Annotated in this window: 19 protein-coding genes; 5 read left to right on the top strand and 14 right to left on the bottom strand. The window is 54.1% G+C overall.

All coding sequences use genetic code 11. The features are described from left to right. Positions 1–4 precede the first annotated feature (4 nt). From fdnH to WN16_RS15500, 3 genes are all read left to right on the top strand, one after another. Positions 5–889 (top strand): formate dehydrogenase N subunit beta, encoded by an 885-nt coding sequence (gene fdnH / locus WN16_RS15510; protein ID WP_003833024.1) that lies wholly within the window; start codon positions 5–7, stop codon positions 887–889. Further along, the gene (gene fdnI / locus WN16_RS15505) at positions 882–1,538 is read left to right on the top strand and encodes a formate dehydrogenase-N subunit gamma (RefSeq protein WP_003020054.1); all 657 of its coding nucleotides are present in this window, start codon (positions 882–884) and stop codon (positions 1,536–1,538) included. Before fdnH ends, fdnI begins: the two co-directional genes overlap by 8 nt. A 129-nt stretch (positions 1,539–1,667) precedes the next feature. Further along, positions 1,668–2,270 (top strand): inorganic diphosphatase, encoded by a 603-nt coding sequence (locus tag WN16_RS15500; protein ID WP_032935729.1) that lies wholly within the window; start codon positions 1,668–1,670, stop codon positions 2,268–2,270. 79 nt (positions 2,271–2,349) lie between these two features. On the opposite strand, the gene WN16_RS15495 is transcribed toward WN16_RS15500, so the two are convergent. From WN16_RS15495 to sra, 3 genes are all read right to left on the bottom strand, one after another. Further along, the gene (locus WN16_RS15495; protein WP_032935731.1) at positions 2,350–4,065 is read right to left on the bottom strand and encodes an ABC-F family ATP-binding cassette domain-containing protein; all 1,716 of its coding nucleotides are present in this window, start codon (positions 4,063–4,065) and stop codon (positions 2,350–2,352) included. 309 nt (positions 4,066–4,374) lie between these two features. Further along, positions 4,375–6,072, bottom strand: a complete 1,698-nt coding sequence (gene maeA / locus WN16_RS15490) for a malate dehydrogenase (protein ID WP_003020042.1) — start codon at positions 6,070–6,072, stop codon at positions 4,375–4,377. 179 nt (positions 6,073–6,251) lie between these two features. After that, positions 6,252–6,392, bottom strand: coding sequence for a stationary-phase-induced ribosome-associated protein (gene sra / locus WN16_RS15485; RefSeq protein WP_003020039.1), 141 nt, complete (start codon positions 6,390–6,392; stop codon positions 6,252–6,254). 227 nt (positions 6,393–6,619) lie between these two features. Between sra and osmC the strand changes: the two genes are divergently transcribed. Then, positions 6,620–7,051, top strand: coding sequence for a peroxiredoxin OsmC (osmC, locus tag WN16_RS15480; RefSeq protein ID WP_003020036.1), 432 nt, complete (start codon positions 6,620–6,622; stop codon positions 7,049–7,051). 47 nt (positions 7,052–7,098) lie between these two features. Here osmC and WN16_RS15475 read toward each other — a convergent pair whose 3' ends face one another. From WN16_RS15475 to WN16_RS15450, 6 genes are read right to left on the bottom strand one after another with little or no spacing between them, the layout of a single operon-like run. After that, positions 7,099–7,869, bottom strand: coding sequence for a 3-hydroxybutyrate dehydrogenase (locus WN16_RS15475; protein WP_003843689.1), 771 nt, complete (start codon positions 7,867–7,869; stop codon positions 7,099–7,101). An 11-nt stretch (positions 7,870–7,880) separates the two neighbouring features. Further along, complete coding sequence (locus WN16_RS15470) at positions 7,881–9,275, bottom strand: GntP family permease (protein WP_196491835.1); 1,395 nt, start codon at positions 9,273–9,275, stop codon at positions 7,881–7,883. Positions 9,276–9,312: 37 nt separating this feature from the next. Continuing rightward, a complete protein-coding gene (locus tag WN16_RS15465) occupies positions 9,313–10,236 on the bottom strand; it encodes a 3-hydroxyacyl-CoA dehydrogenase family protein (protein WP_044702425.1) in 924 nt (307 codons plus the stop codon). Further along, complete coding sequence (locus WN16_RS15460; RefSeq protein WP_044702426.1) at positions 10,226–11,431, bottom strand: acetyl-CoA C-acetyltransferase; 1,206 nt, start codon at positions 11,429–11,431, stop codon at positions 10,226–10,228. The genes WN16_RS15465 and WN16_RS15460 overlap by 11 nt, the downstream gene beginning before the upstream one ends. A 10-nt stretch (positions 11,432–11,441) precedes the next feature. Continuing rightward, a complete protein-coding gene (locus WN16_RS15455) occupies positions 11,442–12,098 on the bottom strand; it encodes a CoA transferase subunit B (protein WP_003020022.1) in 657 nt (218 codons plus the stop codon). Between the two features lie 2 nt (positions 12,099–12,100). Next, positions 12,101–12,808, bottom strand: coding sequence for a CoA transferase subunit A (locus WN16_RS15450; RefSeq protein WP_044702428.1), 708 nt, complete (start codon positions 12,806–12,808; stop codon positions 12,101–12,103). Positions 12,809–12,950: 142 nt separating this feature from the next. Here WN16_RS15450 and WN16_RS15445 point away from each other — a divergent pair, with 142 nt between their 5' ends. Further along, complete coding sequence (locus WN16_RS15445) at positions 12,951–13,841, top strand: LysR family transcriptional regulator (protein WP_003020016.1); 891 nt, start codon at positions 12,951–12,953, stop codon at positions 13,839–13,841. A gap of 19 nt (positions 13,842–13,860) precedes the next feature. Here WN16_RS15445 and WN16_RS15440 read toward each other — a convergent pair whose 3' ends face one another. From WN16_RS15440 to WN16_RS15420, 5 genes are read right to left on the bottom strand one after another with little or no spacing between them, the layout of a single operon-like run. Then, positions 13,861–14,796 carry an ABC transporter ATP-binding protein gene (locus tag WN16_RS15440; protein WP_032949300.1) on the bottom strand — a complete coding sequence of 312 codons (936 nt, stop codon included), beginning with the start codon at positions 14,794–14,796 and terminating at the stop codon, positions 13,861–13,863. Next, complete coding sequence (locus tag WN16_RS15435; protein ID WP_003836252.1) at positions 14,789–15,775, bottom strand: ABC transporter ATP-binding protein; 987 nt, start codon at positions 15,773–15,775, stop codon at positions 14,789–14,791. The genes WN16_RS15440 and WN16_RS15435 overlap by 8 nt, the downstream gene beginning before the upstream one ends. Next, positions 15,772–16,668, bottom strand: coding sequence for a D,D-dipeptide ABC transporter permease (gene ddpC, locus WN16_RS15430; RefSeq protein WP_003020010.1), 897 nt, complete (start codon positions 16,666–16,668; stop codon positions 15,772–15,774). The genes WN16_RS15435 and ddpC overlap by 4 nt, the downstream gene beginning before the upstream one ends. Next, the gene (locus tag WN16_RS15425; protein WP_103790818.1) at positions 16,665–17,687 is read right to left on the bottom strand and encodes an ABC transporter permease; all 1,023 of its coding nucleotides are present in this window, start codon (positions 17,685–17,687) and stop codon (positions 16,665–16,667) included. Before WN16_RS15425 ends, ddpC begins: the two co-directional genes overlap by 4 nt. Positions 17,688–17,731: 44 nt before the next feature. Beyond that, the gene (locus tag WN16_RS15420) at positions 17,732–19,294 is read right to left on the bottom strand and encodes an ABC transporter substrate-binding protein (protein ID WP_044702431.1); all 1,563 of its coding nucleotides are present in this window, start codon (positions 19,292–19,294) and stop codon (positions 17,732–17,734) included. Positions 19,295–19,296: the final 2 nt, after the last annotated feature.

The raw sequence follows: 19,296 nt of genomic DNA, 5'->3' as shown, positions 1-19,296 counted from the left end.
ACATATGTCTATGGAAACGCAGGACATCATCAAACGGTCCGCAACAAACTCCATCACGCCGCCGCCTCAGGCCCGTGATTACAAAGCCGAGGTCGCGAAGCTGATCGACGTTTCCACCTGTATAGGCTGTAAGGCCTGTCAGGTGGCATGCTCAGAGTGGAACGATATCCGCGATGAAGTTGGCCACTGCGTCGGGGTGTATGACAACCCCGCCGATCTCAGCGCCAAGTCCTGGACGGTGATGCGGTTTACCGAAACCGAACAGAACGGCAAGCTGGAGTGGTTGATTCGTAAAGATGGCTGTATGCACTGTGAAGATCCGGGCTGCCTGAAGGCATGCCCGTCTGCCGGGGCAATCATCCAGTACGCCAACGGGATTGTCGATTTCCAGTCAGAACACTGTATTGGCTGCGGCTACTGTATTGCCGGGTGTCCATTTAATATTCCGCGCCTCAATAAAGAGGATAACCGCGTGTATAAATGTACGCTGTGTGTCGACCGGGTCAGCGTCGGGCAGGAACCTGCCTGCGTGAAGACCTGTCCGACCGGGGCAATACATTTCGGCACCAAGCAGGAAATGCTGGAAATGGGCGAACAGCGTGTGGCAAAACTGAAAGCACGCGGTTTCGAACACGCCGGTCTCTACAACCCGGAAGGTGTGGGTGGTACGCACGTTATGTACGTTCTGCATCATGCCAACCAGCCGGAGCTGTATCACGGCCTGCCGAAAGATCCGCAGATCGATACCTCTATCAATCTGTGGAAAGGGGCGCTGAAACCGCTGGCCGCTGCCGGATTTATCGCCACCTTCGCCGGGCTGATTTACCACTACATTGGTATCGGTCCGAATAAGGAAGTGGACGACGACGAGGAGGATCATCATGAGTAAGTCGAAAATGATTGTGCGCACGAAGTTTATCGACCGCGCCTGTCACTGGACGGTGGTGATCTGCTTCTTCCTGGTGGCGCTGTCTGGGATTTCGTTCTTCTTCCCGACTCTGCAATGGCTGACGCAAACCTTCGGTACGCCGCAGATGGGACGCATTTTGCACCCGTTCTTCGGCATACTGATCTTCGTCGCGCTAATGTTCATGTTTGTGCGCTTTGTGCACCACAACATCCCGGATAAAAAAGATATTCCGTGGCTGAAAAACATTGTGGAAGTGCTGAAAGGCAATGAACACAAAGTGGCGGATGTGGGCAAGTACAACGCCGGGCAGAAAATGATGTTCTGGTCGATCATGAGCATGATTTTCGTGCTGCTGATTACCGGTATTATTATCTGGCGTCCATACTTTGCACAGTTCTTCCCAATGCAGGTCGTGCGCTATAGCCTGCTGATCCATGCGGCGGCGGGGATTATCCTGATGCACGCCATCCTCATCCATATGTATATGGCATTCTGGGTGAAAGGTTCGATTAAAGGCATGGTTGAAGGGAAGGTGAGCCGTCGCTGGGCGAAGAAACATCACCCACGTTGGTATCGCGAAGTTGAAAGACAAGAAGCGAAAAAAGAGAGCGAGGAAGGGGTTAACTAATCCCTGATGTTCCCTCTACGCAATGGCGCTACATCGGTAGCGCCATTTTTTTGCCAAAAAAACGTCATGTTTCTGTCATATGCTGAACGTAAGGTGTTGTCTTTCCAATAATAGAAGAGTTAAAAGACAATGCATCTGGTGAAAAAACTACTCGCAATCAGCGTGTTTCTTTGTGCTTCAGCTCAGGCGCAGAACATCCTCGAATTTCCTCAGCCGGAGAATAACCCGGAAGAGTTTTATGCCGTAACCGAAATCCCGGCAGGTGGAATGATTAAATATGAAACCGACGCCAAAACCGGGTTTATCGTTGCCGATCGCTTCCAGTCAATGCCGGTTGCCTATCCCGCCAACTACGGTTCACTAACCCAGTCTTTAGCCGGTGACGGCGACCCGCTGGATGTTATCTTTTATACTCGTGCGCCGCTGGCCCCGGGGACGTTGATTAAGCTGCGCGCAATAGGCGTCCTGAAGATGATCGACGGCGGTGAAAAGGACGACAAAATTGTCGCCGTGCCGGCCAGTAAAATTGACCCCACTTATGACAACATCAAAGAATTGAGCGATCTGCCCAATATTGAAGTTCAACGTCTGGAATCTTTCTTCCGCGTGTACAAAGATCTGCCGGAAGGGCGCAAGAAGGTCGAATTAAACGGTTTCAACGACGCCGCTACGGCAAAGCAAGAGATCAAACAGGCCTGGGATGCCTGGAAAGAGAAAAAACCGCAGCAATAAATGGTATGCCGGATGGCAGGCCTACACGCGCATTTTGCTGGTGTAGGCCGGATAAGCTTGCGCCATCCGGCAAAAAAGATTACTCCAGTTGTGAGTTCAGACGCTCAATCTCTTTACGCCATTGCGCCTGTAACAGCGGTTTTTGATGTTTCGGCTTGCGGGCGAGATCGTCGGCCAGACGCTGTTCCAGATCGAGGAGTTGTTCCAGCAATCCATCGCTGTCACAGCTTATTTCAGCTTTCGCTTCGACCACTGTTTTGGGAACGGTTATCTCCGCGGACGTTTCCCTAATACGCGCATTGACCGCCTCCAGATCGTGCCATTCACTGAGTTCGCCATTGTCGATTAACCAGAACCGGTTACAGCTTTGGCTGATAAGCTGCCGGTCGTGACTGACCAGCAACACGCCGCCGTTATAGCTTTGTAGCGTTTCTGCCAGCGCCTCTTTACCTTCCATATCCAGATGGTTAGTCGGTTCATCGAGCATCAGCAGACTGTAGCGCGCAAGCGTCAGCCCCACAAACAGCAGCCGGGAGCGCTCACCACCGCTTAATGTACTGACCCTCTGCGTATGACGAATCCACGGAAAACCCGCGCTAATCAGCGCCATCTTGCGAATCTCTGGCTGCGGGGCAAACGCTTCCAGCGCGTCAAACAATGAATCGTTATCGGCAAGCTGATGCAGCGTCTGATCGTAATAGCCCAGCGTAACGCGCGGGTGCAACACCAGTGAAGGCGATGCCAGCTGTGATTGAAACTGTTGCCAGATAAGCCTTAACAGCGATGATTTCCCGCAACCATTACGCCCGACAATTGCCACGCGATCGCCGCTTTTTAACCGGATACCGGCAATGGAAAACAGTGTATCTGCGTCGGGAGCAGGGGCTACAGACAGATTGGTCATCTCCAGCAAACGATCTGCTCGCAGGGAATCACCCTGCAATGTTAGTGTCCACTGACTTCCTGCCGTCACTTCTGTCTGCACCTCTTTCAGGCGCTGCACCTGTTTTTCCATCTGCTTGGCCTTGCGGGAGAGATCTTCGTTGTCGTAGACCCGCCCCCAGGTTGCCAGCCGTTTGCCGCTGGCGGTAACCCGGTCTATCTCTTTTTGCTCAGCCTTGTGGCGCAGAGCATCGCTGACGTCTCTTTCTGCCAGCGCCTGACGTGCGGCGCTACAGGGCAGATCAAAGGCATGGAGAGTGCGATCGCGTAGGATCCACGTTCCGTGGGTCACCGCGTCCAGCAACTGCGGGTCGTGGGAAACCACCACAAAACTGCCAGACCAGTTCTGTAAGAACTGCTCCAGCCACAGTAATGTTGGCAAATCCAGATGGTTACCCGGTTCATCCAGCAGCAGCAGGTCAGGATTACGCATCAATGCCCGCGCTAATAGCAAGCGTGTGTGCTGGCCACCGCTCAACGTTTGCGCTGTCAGAGATAAATTCTCTGGCGTGAAACCCATTTCGGCAAGCAGCGCTTCAACTCGCCATTGTTGAGCCGCACGCTCATGCTCAGGAAGTTGAGCGAGAACGGCTTCCTGCAGTGTAAGAGGCAATATATCGTCAGGTAGATGTTGTTCTACACGCGCGAGATGGCAGTGATTCGCTTGCGCGATTGCTCCACTGGTGGGCGAAATCGTGCCATCGAGCAGTTTTAACAGCGTGCTTTTGCCGCAGCCGTTGTAACCGATAAGCCCGATGCGGTCGCCTTTTTTCAGGGTAAAGGAAAGATCGTCGAATAGCGTGCCGAATGCCGTATCAACGTGTAAGGATTGTGCGGTTAGTAATGTGCTCATTGTTGCTTACTCAAGAGTTACAGGCGTGAAAACGCCTCGTCAAACATCGCTGACGATAACCCGGTAAGCCCGAGAGAAGGGGGTTTAGAAGTTAGCTTCGCTCAAGCAGAAGTTATCGCAGCACGATACCGATAACGCTTGAGCACTGGCGATCGCCAAAAGCATGTGAAACGATAAAACGTTCACAGTACAGCATAAGTATCCTCCTTTTGTTTTTCAGAGTGTTGATCGGTAGCGAAAGTGTAATCGCAAATTACACTTTCGCGCAAACTTTGCACGCCCGGCAGCAATGTGCCGCCGGGCAAACCGTCAGATAGAAGTACGACGGTAGTCGCGATATTCCGCCTGCCAGAAATTATCGTCAATAGCCTGTTGCAGCGCTTCAGCGGAGGTTTTCACCGCCACACCTTGCTGCTGGGCCATTTTACCGACGGCAAAGGCAATGGCACGAGAAACCGTCTGAATATCTTTCAATTCCGGTAGCACCAGTCCTTCACCGTTGAGCACCAGCGGTGAATACTGTGCCAGCGTTTCACTGGCCGACATCAGCATTTCATCAGTGATGCGCGACGCGCCAGAAGCAATCACGCCAAGGCCAATACCCGGGAAGATGTACGCATTATTACACTGCGCGATCGGGTAAGTTTTCTCTTTCCACAGTACCGGTGCAAACGGGCTACCGGTCGCAACCAGCGCGTTACCTTCGGTCCAGGCGATGATATCCTGCGGCGTGGCTTCTACACGAGAAGTCGGGTTAGACAGCGGCATGACGATCGGACGCGGACAATGCTTGTGCATTTCGCGGATGATCTCTTCGGTAAACAGACCAACCTGTCCGGAAACCCCGATCAGGATGTCAGGTTTAACGTTGCGGACCACATCGAGCAACGACAGGACATCTTCTTGTGTATCCCAGTGCTGCAGATTTTCGCGTTTTTGCACCAGTTTGGTCTGGAAGGAGAGCAGGTTCGGCATTTTGTCGGTTAACAGGCCGAAGCGATCGACCATGAATACGCGTTGACGCGCCGCTTCTTCGCTTAAACCTTCTCGCTGGATTTGCGCAATGATCTGCTCGGCGATCCCGCATCCGGCGGAACCCGCGCCGAGGAAGACGATGTTTTGTTCGCTCAGCTGGCTTCCGGCCGCGCGGCTAGCCGCAATCAGCGTACCGACGGTAACCGCCGCGGTGCCCTGAATATCGTCGTTAAATGAGCAAATTTCATCGCGATAACGGGTCAGCAGTGGCATAGCGTTTTTCTGGGCGAAATCTTCAAACTGCAACAGCACGTCCGGCCAGCGATGCTTCACGGCCTGGATGAATTCATCAACGAATTCGTAGTATTCATCATCAGTGATACGCGGATTGCGCCAGCCCATATACAGCGGATCGTTCAGCAGTTGCTGGTTGTTGGTTCCCACGTCCAGTACCACCGGAAGTGTATAGGCCGGGCTAATTCCGCCACATGCGGTATACAGCGACAGTTTACCGATTGGAATGCCCATCCCGCCGATCCCCTGATCGCCAAGACCTAAAATACGTTCGCCATCGGTGACAACGATGACCTTGATATTGTGGTTAGGGACGTTTTGCAGGATATCGTCCATATTGTGGCGGTTCTGATAAGAGATAAACACGCCGCGCGCACGACGATAAATCTCAGAGAAACGCTCACAGGCTGCGCCGACCGTTGGGGTATAGATAACTGGCATCATCTCATCTAGGTGATTATGCACCAGTCGGTAAAACAGGGTTTCGTTGGTGTCCTGGATGTTGCGCAGGTAAATATGCTTGTCGATTTCGGTTTTGAAGCCCTGATATTGGATCCAGGCGCGTTCAGCCTGTTCTTCAATCGTTTCGACGACTTCCGGCAGTAACCCCAGCAGGTTGAAGTTACGGCGTTCTTCCACACTGAAGGCGCTCCCTTTATTCAGTAAAGGGAATTCCAGCAGTACCGGGCCAGCGTAAGGGATGTAAAGGGAACGCAGTTTTTTAGTTTCGTTTTCCATGTCACTCACTCTTTTTTGAATAACCGTCCCTGGCGCTCTTTATGATCGTATGTGGCCTGTCCGCCAGGGAAACGGGCGAAGTATAAAGCATTGTGAATGGGTTAAGGGGTTTTATAAGCAAAAACACCACTGCGGTTGCAATGGTGTTTATCTCGTTACTCAGTCAGACGTGCGAAAGGCTACTTGCCGTCAGCGCGGCGCTTTCTTCCAGTAGGATTGTTGACCACGTTGGTTTTGTCACCTTCGGTCACGATTTTACGTTGATTTGAGATTTTGTGGTCCAGTCCGAGAATATGACGGGCCTGACGGTTCGATTTCATTCTAACTCCTTAATCCTGTTACTGGTTTCAAGGGCGAGCCCGTATGAGAACGGACGAAATACAACCTGATATAAAGCCGATGTTCAACATAACGGCTTTCTGGATGGTCGGTCATTTTGTCTGAAAGGTCAATGCTTAAGCGGCAAATGAGAACTATCCCGTATGTAACATGCTTTTTCCCGGGCGTCCTATACTAGTAACTCCGACGACAACACAGGAGAGCGGTAATGACTATCCATAAGAAAGGTCAGGCACACTGGGAAGGCGACATTAAGCGCGGCAAAGGCACTGTGTCAACCGAAAGTGGCGTGTTGAATCAGCAACCGTATGGGTTTAATACACGATTTGAAGGTGAGAAAGGCACCAATCCTGAAGAGTTGATTGGCGCGGCCCATGCAGCCTGCTTCTCGATGGCGCTTTCACTGATGCTGGGCGAAGCAGGGTTTACCCCAGATGCCATTGATACCACTGCCGATGTTTCTCTGGATAAGGTAGATGCCGGGTTTGCGATCACTAAAGTCGCGTTACATAGTCAGGTGAGCGTGCCGGGGATAGACGCCGCCACGTTTGACGGCATCATCCAGAAAGCAAAAGCCGGATGCCCGGTATCTCAGGTTCTGAAAGCGGAAATAACGCTGGATTACAAACTGAAGTCTTAATAAAGTCGTGCCGGATGCGACGATGTCTTATCCGGCACCTGATGATGTTATTGCGCTACCCAACCGCCATCCATATTCCACGCAACGCCACGCACTTGCGCCGCACCGTCTGAACATAAGAATAACGCGAGATTCCCTAACTGCTCTGGGGTAACGAATTCGCGCGACGGCTGCTTTTCAGCCAGCAGGGCGTCACGGGCTGCCTCAGGCTCTGCGCCTTCGGCAATACGCTTATCGATCTGCTGCTGGACCAGCGGCGTTAGCACCCAGCCGGGACACAGCGCATTGCAGGTAATTTCCGTCTGCGCGGTTTCCAGCGCGATGGTCTTGGTTAATCCCACCACACCGTGCTTCGCTGCTACGTACGCAGATTTCTCTTTTGAAGCCACCAGGCCGTGAACAGAAGCGATATTAATGATGCGCCCCCAGTTTCGCGCGCGCATACCGGGAAGCGCCAGACGCGTGGTGTGAAAAACGGAGGAGAGGTTAATCGCGATAATCGCGTTCCATTTATCAACCGGGAAGGTTTCTATCGGTGAAACATGCTGGATCCCGGCGTTATTGATAAGAATATCCACACCGCCGAATTCGCTCTCTGCATAGCGCATCATGTCGGCAATTTGCGCTTCATCGCTCAGATCCGCGCCATGATAGCCTGGCGTTTTGCCATACTGCGCAACAGCGTCTTTGGCAGCATCAACATCACCAAACCCGTTGAGGATCAGAGTGGCGCCAGCTTGCGCCAGCACCTGTGCGATACCTAATCCGATACCACTGGTCGAGCCGGTAACCAGGGCGGTTTTTCCCGTTAAGTTCATGATGATTCACCTTAAACAATTCCGGTGGTGTAGAAGACGCCGATGACAAACAGTACGGCCAGACTTTTAATGATGGTAATAGCGAAAATTCCGCCATACGCCTGACGATGACTAAGGCCGGTGATAGCCAATAAGGTAATGACCGCGCCGTTATGCGGTAGGGTGTCCATACCGCCGCTGGCCATAGATGCCACGCGGTGGAAGACTTCAAGTGGGATATTGGCGGCATGTGCGGCAGCGATGAAAGTGTCAGACATGGCGGCAAGGGCAATACTCATCCCGCCAGACGCCGAACCGGTGATCCCGGCAAGCGTGGTAATGCTGATAGCCTCATTGAGCAGCGGGTCAGGAATAGCCGCCAGCGCTTTTGACAGCACGAGGAAGCCCGGCAGGGCGGCGATCACTGCGCCAAAACCGTACTCTGACGCGGTGTTCATCGCCGCGAGGATCGCGCCGCCAACCGCCGTTCTGCTGCCTTCCGCCAGGCGACCTTTAATGTTGCGGTAGCCGAAGAGCACCACCAGCAGGATCCCAGAAATCAGCGCCGCTTCCACTGCCCAGATAGCGGTGATTTTACCGACTTCGGTGGTAATCGGTTTGGCAAGACCCGGAAGTTCAAGTTGATGCGTGGCGCCGTACCACTGTGGGATCCAGCGGGTAAACAGCAGGTTAAATACCCCAACCAGGATCAGCGGAGAGATCGCGATGATCGGGTTCGGCAGATTAATGTTATCCGGCGTTTCCGGCTCGTTTAACAGTTCAGTGCCATAGCCTTCATTCTTTGCCTGCGCTTTACGACGCTGACGTTCGAGATAAACCAGACCGACGAAAATAATAAACAGCGAGCCTATCAGCCCCAGCCACGGCGCAGCCCAGGCGTTAGTCCCAAAGAAGCTGGTCGGAATAATGTTCTGGATCTGCGGCGTGCCTGGCAGAGCATCCATGGTGAAAGAGAATGCGCCCAGCGCAACGGTGGCCGGGATCAGGCGCTTAGGAATATTACTCTGGCGGAACAGCTCCGCCGCAAATGGATACACCGCAAACGCCACGACGAACAGCGAAACCCCGCCGTAGGTTAACAGCGCACACACCAGCACGATCACCGGGATGGCGTGACGACGACCGAGGATGTTGATAGCGGCGGCAACAATGGAACGTGAAAATCCAGATAACTCGATTAACTTGCCAAATACTGCACCCAGCAAGAACACCGGGAAGTAAAGCTTCACAAAACCGACCATTTTTTCCATAAACAGGCCGGTGAAAGCAGGGCCGACGGCGCTGGGTTCAGTGAGTAATACAGCACCTAATGCCGCGATGGGGGCAAACAGGATGACGCTATATCCGCGATAGGCTGCAAGCATCAGCAGGCCCAGCGCTGCCAGGGCGATTAATACACTCATCATGACTCCTTATTATTATATTGGGGTACAGAAAGAGACGTTATGGTTTCAGGGCAAAACGCAGTTGATGCTCTCTGCGTTGCTGGATGTACTCCTTGCGCGAATCATCCCAGCGATAAAATCCCTGACCGCTGCGTAAACCGGTATCACCGTTGGCTACCTTGTCAGCGACCAGCGACATCATCTCGCTGCCGGTTGCCAGTTCCGGGAGCAGATGCCGACAAATATCCTGCACCGTAGAGAGTCCGGTCATATCTGCCGCTTCCAGCGGACCAACCATCGCATAGCGACGTCCGAGCGAGGCGCGCATGACCTGATCCACCACCTCTGCGCTGGCGATGCCGCTTTTAACGATATGAAGCGCTTCACGAAGCAAAGCAAACTGCAGTCGATTGCCGACAAACCCTGGTGCGGCGCGATCGAGCACGACGGCTTCCAGTTGCATCGAGAGCAGCAACTGTTGCAGCTCACGCAGGTATTCCGCTTTGGTGGCGGTGCCGGGGACGATTTCGACCAGCGGAATAAAATGTGGCGGGTGCCAGAAATGGGCGATGAGCAGCCGCTCAGGATGGACGAGCTTTTCTGCCAGCGCATCCGGCGGCAGGCCGCTGGTATTACTGGCAATGACGGCCTCAGGCGCGATCAGATCTTCCAGTTGCGCATACAACGCGTGCTTGAGCTCGAGCCGCTCCGGGATCGCTTCAATCAGTAACCCGCACGCAGCAATCTCCGGTAGCGAAGTCGTACCGTGCAGACGACTCACAACCTGTTCTTTTTCGTCTGCGGCAAACTGTTCGGCGGTAATCAGCTCATGCAGAATACCGCTGGCAACGGCGCTAATTTCTGCAATTCGGCTGCTATCGGTGTCATACAGCCAGATATCGTGACCATAACGGGCGAAGTGGGTGGCAATACCGACCCCCATTAACCCCGCCCCCAGAACGCAGACAGGCTTACTTTGCATGAGAGACCTCCTGCAAACGCTCTACCGCCAGCGCTACGCCCTGACCGCCGCCTACGCACAGCGTAGCCAGCCCTTTGGTCGCGTTACTGCGGGCCATTTCGTGCAACAGTGTCACCAGGATTCGGCAACCAGATGCACCGATGGGATGGCCCAGCGCAATCGCGCCGCCATTTACGTTCACCCGGTCGCTGTCCCAGTTCAGGGATTCGCCAACCGCCAGCGCTTGTGCGGCAAAGGCTTCGTTGGCCTCAATGAGATCGACATCATTCAACGTCCAGCCCGCTCGCTTCAGGCACTGGAGTGACGCTTCTACCGGCCCAAGGCCCATAATGGCGGGATCGACACCAGAAACCGCGTAGCCTGTTACCCGGGCAAGCACTGGCAAATTGAGTTCTGCGGCTTTGCCGGCGCTCATCAACATCACCGCGGCGGCACCATCATTGATGGATGATGCATTTCCGGCGGTCACCGTGCCGTTTCCTGGTCGAAATGCTGGTTTAAGTTGCGCCAGCTTGTCGGCCTGAGTATCCGGGCGAGGCTGTTCGTCACGGTCCACCACACGTGACGGCTTTTTGCCTTGTGGGACGCTAACCGGCGTGATTTCCGCGCTAAAACGACCCGCTTCAATGGCAGCGGCGGCTTTTTGCTGGGAGCGCAGGGCAAAAGCGTCCTGCTGCTCACGACTGATTACGAACTTATCCGCCAGATTTTCGGCAGTAATACCCATGTGATAGTCGTTGAACGCATCCCACAGGCCGTCATGCACCACGCTGTCTTTCATACTGGCATGACCTAACCGCAGACCAGCCCGCGCGCCGTCGAGAAAATAGGGCGCATTGCTCATGCTCTCCTGGCCTCCGGCAATCACGATTTGCGCATCGCCACAGCGAATTGCCTGTACCGCCTGATGCACCGCCTTCAGGCCAGAACCGCACACCAGATTAATAGTTAACGCCGGTGTGGTTGACGGCAGTCCTGCGCGTAACGCCGTTTGTCTGGCCGGATTCTGGCCGCAGCCTGCCGTCAGAACCTGACCTAAAATCACTTCATCAATTTGTTCAGGCGCCACAGCCGTTTTTTCCAGCAGCGAACGGACAACCGCTGTACCTAACTCCACGGCGGAAAGTGGTGCCAGCGCACCATGAAAACTGCCAATCGGGGTGCGCGTTGCCGCGACAATTACAACATCCTGCATGGTCAGCTCCTCAGTTAAATTGCATTTCGGGGACAGTTTCGGGCACGATCAGCTTGCCGGCGGTTCTGGCGACGATTTCATCCACACTGATACCCGGGGCGCGTTCACGCAGAATGAACGCCCCGTCGGCAATTTCCAGCAGAGCCAGGTCGGTAAGCACGCGTTTGATGCAGGCCACGCCGGTCAACGGCAGGGTGCAGGCGGGAAGCAGTTTGGACTCACCGCTTTTGGAAGCATGGGTCATTACCACGATGATGTTGTCGGCTCCGGCAACCAGGTCCATCGCGCCGCCCATGCCTTTCACCATTTTCCCGGGGATCATCCATGAGGCGATATTGCCGTTAACATCTACTTCAAACGCACCGAGCACCGTCAGATCAACGTGGCCGCCGCGGATCATGGCGAAGGATTGCGCAGAGTCGAAAATCGCCGCGCCTTTGCGCGCCGTCACGGTCTGTTTCCCGGCGTTAATCATGTCGGCATCAATTTCGTCTTCTGTGGGAAACGGCCCCATACCCAGCAAACCGTTCTCTGATTGCAGCATCACGTCCATGCCATCAGGGATATAATTTGCCACCAGAGTGGGAATGCCGATCCCAAGGTTGACGTAATAACCGTCGCGCAGCTCTCGGGCGACGCGCATCGCCATTTGTTCACGCGTTAACATGGTCAGGCTCCTTTCTGGCGCAGGGTGCGTTGTTCAATACGTTTTTCAAACTGCCCCTGAATAATGCGGTTAACGAAAATTCCGGGAGTGTGAATCGCTGCAGGGTCCAGTTCTCCGGGAGGGACAATCTCTTCGACTTCCACGACGGTAATGCGCCCGGCGGCAGCCATCAGCGGATTAAAGTTCTGTGCGGTGTGGCGATAGATGACGTTGCCGTACCAGTCGGCTTTCCAGCCTTTAACCAATGCAAAATCACCGGTTATCGCCTGTTCAAGGATGTAAGGGCGTCCGGCAAACTCGCGAACCTCTTTCCCTTCCGCTACGGGGGTTCCATATCCGGTCGCGGTAAAAAATGCCGGGATCCCCGCGCCGCCCGCGCGCAACTGCTCTGCCAGCGTACCCTGTGGCGTCAGGATGGCTTCCAGTTCGCCGCTAAGCACCTGCTTCTCAAACAGGGCGTTTTCCCCTACATAGGACGCGACCACTTTGCGCACCTGGCGCGTTTCCAGCAGTACGCCGAGGCCAAAGCCATCCACGCCACAGTTGTTTGATACAACGGTAAGTTCCTGTACTTCTCGACGGCGTACTTCGGTAATCAGGTTTTCAGGGATCCCACATAAACCAAAACCGCCCGCCAGCAGCGTCATGTTGTCGGTCAGTCCTTCCAGCGCCTCTTGATAAGTGGCAACACGTTTATCCAGTCCAGCCATACACTTGCCTCCCCAGTTGTCCTTGCCGACATCATTGGGGGTGAAAAATGATTTGTTAATTTTAAATTTGTGACTCACTTATTGGGTTTTTTTATCAATTTAATGTTAATTAAAGGTATTCAACAAGTTAAAGGAATGCGAAATGGGAATGAGCATCAAACAGTTACGCGCGTTTTTAGCGGTAGCTCACACTCTGAATTTTGCTCATGCCAGTGAAAGACTGAACATGTCGCAACCCGCATTAAGCCTGGCGATTAAAGGACTGGAAGATTCGCTGGGCGGGGCGTTACTGTTGAGAACCACCCGCAAAGTGACTCTGACGCAGGAGGGAGAAACGCTGCTGAATATGGGGAGACAGTTGCTGGCGGACTGGGAGAATACGGAAGAAGCCATGCGCCAACGCTTTACGCTGCAGCGTGGTAAAATCTCGATCGCCGCCATGCCCTCATTTGCCGCTAACGTCCTGCCATCGGTACTGAAAACGTTTCGTGATTCTTATTCTGGTATCAACGTAACGGTTCATGATGTGATCAATGAACACGTGATTGAAATGGTCAGTGAAGGGCGGGTCGAGATGGGCATAGCCTTCGAGCCGGACTATTCGGGACATCTGCATTTCACGCCGCTCGGCGTGGATCGTTTTATCGCGATTGTGCCGCCAACATGTCGGCTGGCAGACAGGGATCGTATTGCATGGCGCGAACTGCTGACGCTGGATTTCATCACCTTGCAACGTCCGTCAGCCGTGCGGCTGATGCTGGAAGAACAACTGGTGCAAAGCGGACATACGCTGGAAGTAGCGCTGGAGAGCCATCAATTAGTAACCGTTGGCCGTCTGGTGGCTAACGGTCTGGGCGGTAGCGCCGTACCTGCACTATGCCGCACGCAAATGACAGAGTTAGGCGCAACCTGTATCGATCTGGATACGCCGGTGATCCAGCGTCGGATCGGGGTTTTGCGTTCAGCACATCATAAATTATCTACTGCTTCCGAGGTGCTGGTGGATTCACTGAAAAAGGCGTATCGCACCTGACTTTTCTCAACGGCTCAGGTCATGTAACCGCCCGCCAGCATCGAACATCACATCCGGTATCACTTTTCAGTAATGCCTGTTTTTTCTCACAACCGTGGGTTGCCAATGGACATCTGTCACGGAAAAAGCATCCCTGGGGCAACGTTCGGTTTCCCGGTAGCTCGGTTTTACGTAACACCAAATCTTCCGTCAGTGGCGCGCCCGTTTTAGGGACAGAGTCCAGCAATAACCGTGTGTACGGATGGGCGGGGTGAGTGAGAACGTGTTGAGCATCGCCCAGCTCAACAATTTGCCCTAAGTACATCACCGCCACACGGTCGCTCATATGGCGGACCACCGACACGTTATGCGATATCAATACGTAGGTCAGATTTCTGCGCGCCTGTAGTGACACCAGAAGATTGAGAATTTGCGCCTGCACAGAGATATCCAGTGCTGAAGTGGGCTCATCGAGGACGATAACATCCGGTTCTGACGATAGTGCCCGGGCGATGGCGATACGCTGGCGTTGTCCACCGGAAAACGCATGCGGCAGACGGTCGAGATATTCCCGGCGGATGCCTACCTGTTGTGCCAAATCTTCAGCAAGCATGCGGCGCTCACGTTCCGGACTTCGTTTTTGGATCCATACCGGCTCAGTGATCGTGCGCCACACCGGTAAGCGAGGATCCAGCGATGAAAGAGGGTCCTGAAAGACCATTTGCATACCGTTATGTTGTTTATTACCACGGCGAGAATAGCTTCCCTGGCTGGGTTTCAGCATGCCCATCAGCAGTTGCGCCAGCGTACTTTTTCCACAACCGGATTCGCCAACAATCCCCAGCGTTTCACCCTGGCGAATCTGTAAATCCAGGCCGTTGAGCGCATGCACCCGTTCCGTAACCTTGCCAAGCCAGTTTTTACGCGCAGGAAAGTTGACATGAACATCCTGCAGCGCCAGTAAAAAATCAGACATGTGTTGTCTCCAGTTGTGGATACCAGCAGGCAGATTGTTGATCTACGCCTCCCTGACTACTTAACGCAGGCGTTTCTTCACAACGAGGACCAGCGGCAAAGCAGCGCTCACGAAATGCGCATCCGGCAGGTAAGCAGGTTAGGTTCGGCACGGTGCCGGGGATCGCAGGTAACAATGCGCGCGGCTCGCCGTGTTCCGGCGCGCATTTCAGCAAGCCGATGGAATAGGGATGCGTCGGACGTTGAATAACGGTTTGCGTCGGGCCACTCTCAATCACGCTCCCGGCATACATGACGTACAACCGGTCGCATAACTGTGAAACCACCGCCATATCATGACTGATAAATAACACGGCTGTTCCGCTGGCCCGTGCTTTTAACTTCAGCAAACGCAGCACCTGCAGTTGCACCGTGACGTCCAGCGCGGTGGTCGGTTCATCGGCAATAATAAGCTCTGGCTCGCACGAAAAGGCCAGCGCAATCATCACGCGTTGGCGCATCCCGCCGGAAAGCTCAAACGGAAATCGTTTCATAACCTCCGGCGCGTCCGGGATTTGCATCTCTTCGAGTAGAGCGACGGCTTTCTGGCGGGCATCCGTGCGGCTTAACGCCTGGTGATGGCGGATCACCTCCACCATTTGCTGACCGATACGCCGGGTCGGATTCAGTGCCGTCATGGGCTCCTGAAAGATCATCGCGACGCGTGCGCCGCGCCATTGGCGCATTTGTTTCTCACTGGCGTTGAGCACATCTTCACCCAGCAGTGAAACGCGTCCCTGGTGAATACGATAGCTTCCCTCCGGAAGCAGGCGCATGGTGAGCATGGCGGTCACGGACTTACCGGAACCGGATTCACCCACCACACCAACGATTTCTCCACGGTTGATGTGCAGTGATACATGGTTCAGCGCATGCACATCAGCTTTATAGCCGGGGAAACTCAGATGTAAATCTTCGATTTCCAGTACGGGTTGTGTCATGACTGTTTTCCTCCGGCTTTCGGATCAAGCAGATCGCGAATACCATCGCCAAAGAGATTAAAGCCCACGGCGGTAATCAGAATGGCGGCGCCGGGAAAAGCACAATACCACCACTGATCAAGCACGTAATTGCGGCCAATTGCGACCATCGCGCCCCACTCAGCGCTGGGTTGCTGCGCGCCCAGACCGATAAACCCGAGCGTGGCAGCCATCAGGATCGCACTGCCGATATCCAGCGATGCCTGCACAATGAGTGGCGGCAGTGAATTGCGTAAAATGTGCCAGCTAATCAGATGCCAGCGTGAAGCGCCGTAGGTCCGGGCAGCCTGTACATAGCTAAACTGGCGCACCACTAACGTCTGACCGCGGGCGAGGCGCACATAGAAAGGGATACGGACGATGGCAATCGCCAGCATAGCGTTAAACAGGCTGGGGCCCAGCGCGGCGGCCAACGCCATCGTCAGCACCAGCGAAGGAATGGACAGCATAATGTCCATCATCCGCATAATTATCGCGTCGGCGCGCCCGCCCATGACACCCGACAAGCAGCCCAGCAGTGATCCCAATCCCCCGGCGATACCCACCACTACCAGACCCGCAACGACCGACTGCTGACTTCCTACCAGAACGCGGCTGAACAGATCGCGGCCGACTTCATCGGTACCAAACCAGTGAGCGGCTGACGGGGGCAGCAGGCGCGCACTCAAATTGATGGCATTAGGATCGTGTGGCGTTATCCACGGCGACAGCACCATCAGCAGCAGTATCAATACGATGATGACCCCGCCAACCAGCGTCAGCGGGCTACTTTTCATCATCCAGAACAGTTTGGCCCAGTCCGTGCGGCGTCGTGCTGTCTGAGGGGCTGTCGGCGTTTCTTGTGTGAGCATCATTCAGCACCTCCACGTCCAATTCGAGGATCTACCCACAAATAGAGCAAATCCACCACCAGGTTGACCAGCACATAGGCGAACGAGACCACCACGGCAAATCCCATTACCGCCGGGAAATCGAGCGCCTGAATTGAGGTCACTACCAAAGCGCCCATACCTGGCCAGGCAAAGACCGTTTCGGTCAATACCGCACCGTAGAGCAGATCGCCCAGCGCCAGGCCGAGGACGGTGATTGATGGGATGAGTGCGTTAGGCAATGCATAGCACAGCACGATGTACCAGCCCGGTAACCCGCTGGCGCGGGCGGTACGAATGTAATCTTCACTCAGTTGCTCCAGCATGGCGGAACGAATCTGGCGGGCAACGATCCCAAGATGTACAAAAGCCAGTGTCAACGACGGTAAAATCAGGTGCTGAAGCGCATTGAAAAAGACTTCGCCGTTGCCTTCCAGCAGTGCATCAATCAGGTAGAACCCGGTGACGTGAGCAGGTGGATCCAGCCAGTCGTCTAAACGTCCACCGCCGGGTAAAATTTGCAGATGACCGTAAAACAGCACTATAACCCCCAGCCCCAGCCAGAATGCTGGCGTGGAGATACCGGTAATTGCCATTAGCCGAACAAGGTGATCAAGCCAGCGGTTACGCCAGACCGCAGATAAAATACCCAGCGGGATACCTATCACCAGCGCCAGCAACAAAGAGCAGAAAGCCAGCTCAAGGGTAGCGGGGAAGAAAATGCGCAGTTCATCCAGTACCGGACGCCCGGTGCGAATGGAGGTGCCTAAATCGCCGTGAAAAATGTCGCTGACATAGCGAAAAAACTGGACATACAGCGGTTGATTCAGCCCCAGCTGTTGGCGAATATTTTCGACAATTTCATCGCTGGCGCGGTCGCCCGCCAACAGCCGTGCGGGGTCGCCAGGTATCAGATGTGAAATAATAAAGGTGATTACGCAAACACCGATAACCACCAGAATAAGTCCCCAGCATCGCTGGCGCAAAATACTCCAGAACGTCATTAGCTTCCCCTTGCGGAGCCAGAGCGGCTCCGCGTAAACGTGGCTTATTTACTCATGGTGGAGATATTGAAGACCTGTTCCAGCATGGGGTTGAATACAAATCCTTTGACGTCTTTGTTCATCGCCAACTGATAGTTTTTCTGGAATAAATAGACGTAGGCCGCTTCATCAATCACGATGGTTTGCGCCTGCTGGTAGTCATTGGTTCTGGCCACCTGATCGGTCGTGGCCAGCGCGCTACGCAGCAGCTTATCGACCTCACTGTTTTCATAGAACGAACGGTTACCCGGCAAGCCTTTCTTATCTGACTCAAACCAGTAGTTCATAAACATGTACGGGTCGGCAAAATCCGGACTCCAGTTGCCAATGGCAATGTCGTAATCGCCTTTGCCCACGCGGTCACGCATGGTGGCGTTCGCCAGTTTTTCCAGCTTCACCTTAATGCCCAGTTTGCCAAGGCTTGCCTGGGTAGCGAGCGCGATAGGTTCCCAGTTCGGATCATTATCTGAGTACAGGAAGCTCAGGCTTTCAGGTTTGGTGGCAACTTTGTCCCACGCTGCTTTGGCTTTGGCTTCATCGAAGCTGTACTGCATGGCCTTATCGTCAAAACCCCACATGCCTTCGGGGATTGGGCCACGCATTTGCTTTCCATTGCCGCTCAGGATCCCGTTGACCATGCCTTTATAATCGGTGGCCCACGAGATAGCGCGGCGTAAATCCACCTGATTGAGCGGGGCCTTACTGTTGTTGAGATACAGATAAGTCACGCGCAATGAGGGATAATCCGCCACGTTCACTTTGCCTTCCTGTTTTAAAGCAGCAAGCTGGTCAACAGGAAGCGCATCGGCAATGTCGATATCGCCACGCGACAGTTGCAGGCGACGGGAGGCGCTTTCACCAATGATTTTGACTGAGACGCGCTTAAACGTCGGTTTTGTACCGGCATAATGCGGGTTAGGCACCAGCACCAGTTGTTGCCCCTTTTGCCAACTCTTCAGCATGAAGGGACCAGATCCTGCCGTGTTCTGCGCCAGGAATCCGCGGGCGTCGTCTGCGGCATGCTCTTTTAAGATGCCCGGGTTAATGATTGAGGCTCCGTCATTTGCCAGCGTATACAGAAACGGAGCAAACGGCTGGCTGAGGGTAAACTTCACCGTGGTGTTATCAATAGCCTCAACCTTCAGATCTTTCGGGAAAGCCTCCGCAGGTCCCTGACCAATCTTGAGCAATCGTTCGAAGGATTGCTTTACCGCATCAGCCGTCACCGGTGTTCCGTCGGCGAATTTGGCATCGTTTTTCAGGGTAAACGTCCACTCTTTCTGGTCGTCCGAGGCTTTCCAGCCGCTGGCTAAATCGCCTTCAACTTCCGTGGAACCTTTACCACCATCGGTTTTGTATTGAACCAACCGCTGGTAAGAGGGATAGGTGACCGTCCAGTCATTGTTATCTATGGTCACGGCGGGATCGAGCGTCTGCGGATCGGCGGCTTTACCAATCACTAACATATCTTTGGGAACGGCAGCCTGCGCGGCGGGCAGGGCAACCGCTAACGCAACGGCTATCAGAGCGGGGCGGAAAAAAGCGTTTAACGCAGGTGTAGTCTTCATAA

The sequence above is a fragment of the Citrobacter sp. ABFQG genome (assembly GCF_004322975.1).
GTDB lineage: Bacteria > Pseudomonadota > Gammaproteobacteria > Enterobacterales > Enterobacteriaceae > Citrobacter > Citrobacter freundii.
The sequence above is the reverse complement of the archived record's forward strand: the minus strand, read 5'-3'. Positions and strand labels throughout refer to the sequence as shown.

Bases quoted from the DNA above. Each gene is read 5' to 3' on its own strand.
- WN16_RS15425 (WP_103790818.1), bottom strand. From the start codon at position 17,687: ATGACGTTCTGGAGTATTTTGCGCCAGCGATGCTGGGGACTTATTCTG.
- WN16_RS15460 (WP_044702426.1), bottom strand. From the start codon at position 11,431: ATGCAGGATGTTGTAATTGTCGCGGCAACGCGCACCCCGATTGGCAGT.
- WN16_RS15450 (WP_044702428.1), bottom strand. From the start codon at position 12,808: ATGGCTGGACTGGATAAACGTGTTGCCACTTATCAAGAGGCGCTGGAA.
- osmC (WP_003020036.1), top strand. From the start codon at position 6,620: ATGACTATCCATAAGAAAGGTCAGGCACACTGGGAAGGCGACATTAAG.
- WN16_RS15495 (WP_032935731.1), bottom strand. From the start codon at position 4,065: ATGAGCACATTACTAACCGCACAATCCTTACACGTTGATACGGCATTC.
- sra (WP_003020039.1), bottom strand. From the start codon at position 6,392: ATGAAATCGAACCGTCAGGCCCGTCATATTCTCGGACTGGACCACAAA.
- ddpC (WP_003020010.1), bottom strand. From the start codon at position 16,668: ATGATGCTCACACAAGAAACGCCGACAGCCCCTCAGACAGCACGACGC.
- WN16_RS15440 (WP_032949300.1), bottom strand. From the start codon at position 14,796: ATGTCTGATTTTTTACTGGCGCTGCAGGATGTTCATGTCAACTTTCCT.
- WN16_RS15500 (WP_032935729.1), top strand. From the start codon at position 1,668: ATGCATCTGGTGAAAAAACTACTCGCAATCAGCGTGTTTCTTTGTGCT.
- maeA (WP_003020042.1), bottom strand. From the start codon at position 6,072: ATGGAAAACGAAACTAAAAAACTGCGTTCCCTTTACATCCCTTACGCT.
- WN16_RS15445 (WP_003020016.1), top strand. From the start codon at position 12,951: ATGGGAATGAGCATCAAACAGTTACGCGCGTTTTTAGCGGTAGCTCAC.
- WN16_RS15420 (WP_044702431.1), bottom strand. From the start codon at position 19,294: ATGAAGACTACACCTGCGTTAAACGCTTTTTTCCGCCCCGCTCTGATA.
- WN16_RS15455 (WP_003020022.1), bottom strand. From the start codon at position 12,098: ATGTTAACGCGTGAACAAATGGCGATGCGCGTCGCCCGAGAGCTGCGC.
- WN16_RS15475 (WP_003843689.1), bottom strand. From the start codon at position 7,869: ATGAACTTAACGGGAAAAACCGCCCTGGTTACCGGCTCGACCAGTGGT.
- WN16_RS15435 (WP_003836252.1), bottom strand. From the start codon at position 15,775: ATGACACAACCCGTACTGGAAATCGAAGATTTACATCTGAGTTTCCCC.
- fdnI (WP_003020054.1), top strand. From the start codon at position 882: ATGAGTAAGTCGAAAATGATTGTGCGCACGAAGTTTATCGACCGCGCC.
- WN16_RS15465 (WP_044702425.1), bottom strand. From the start codon at position 10,236: ATGCAAAGTAAGCCTGTCTGCGTTCTGGGGGCGGGGTTAATGGGGGTC.
- WN16_RS15470 (WP_196491835.1), bottom strand. From the start codon at position 9,275: ATGATGAGTGTATTAATCGCCCTGGCAGCGCTGGGCCTGCTGATGCTT.
- fdnH (WP_003833024.1), top strand. From the start codon at position 5: ATGTCTATGGAAACGCAGGACATCATCAAACGGTCCGCAACAAACTCC.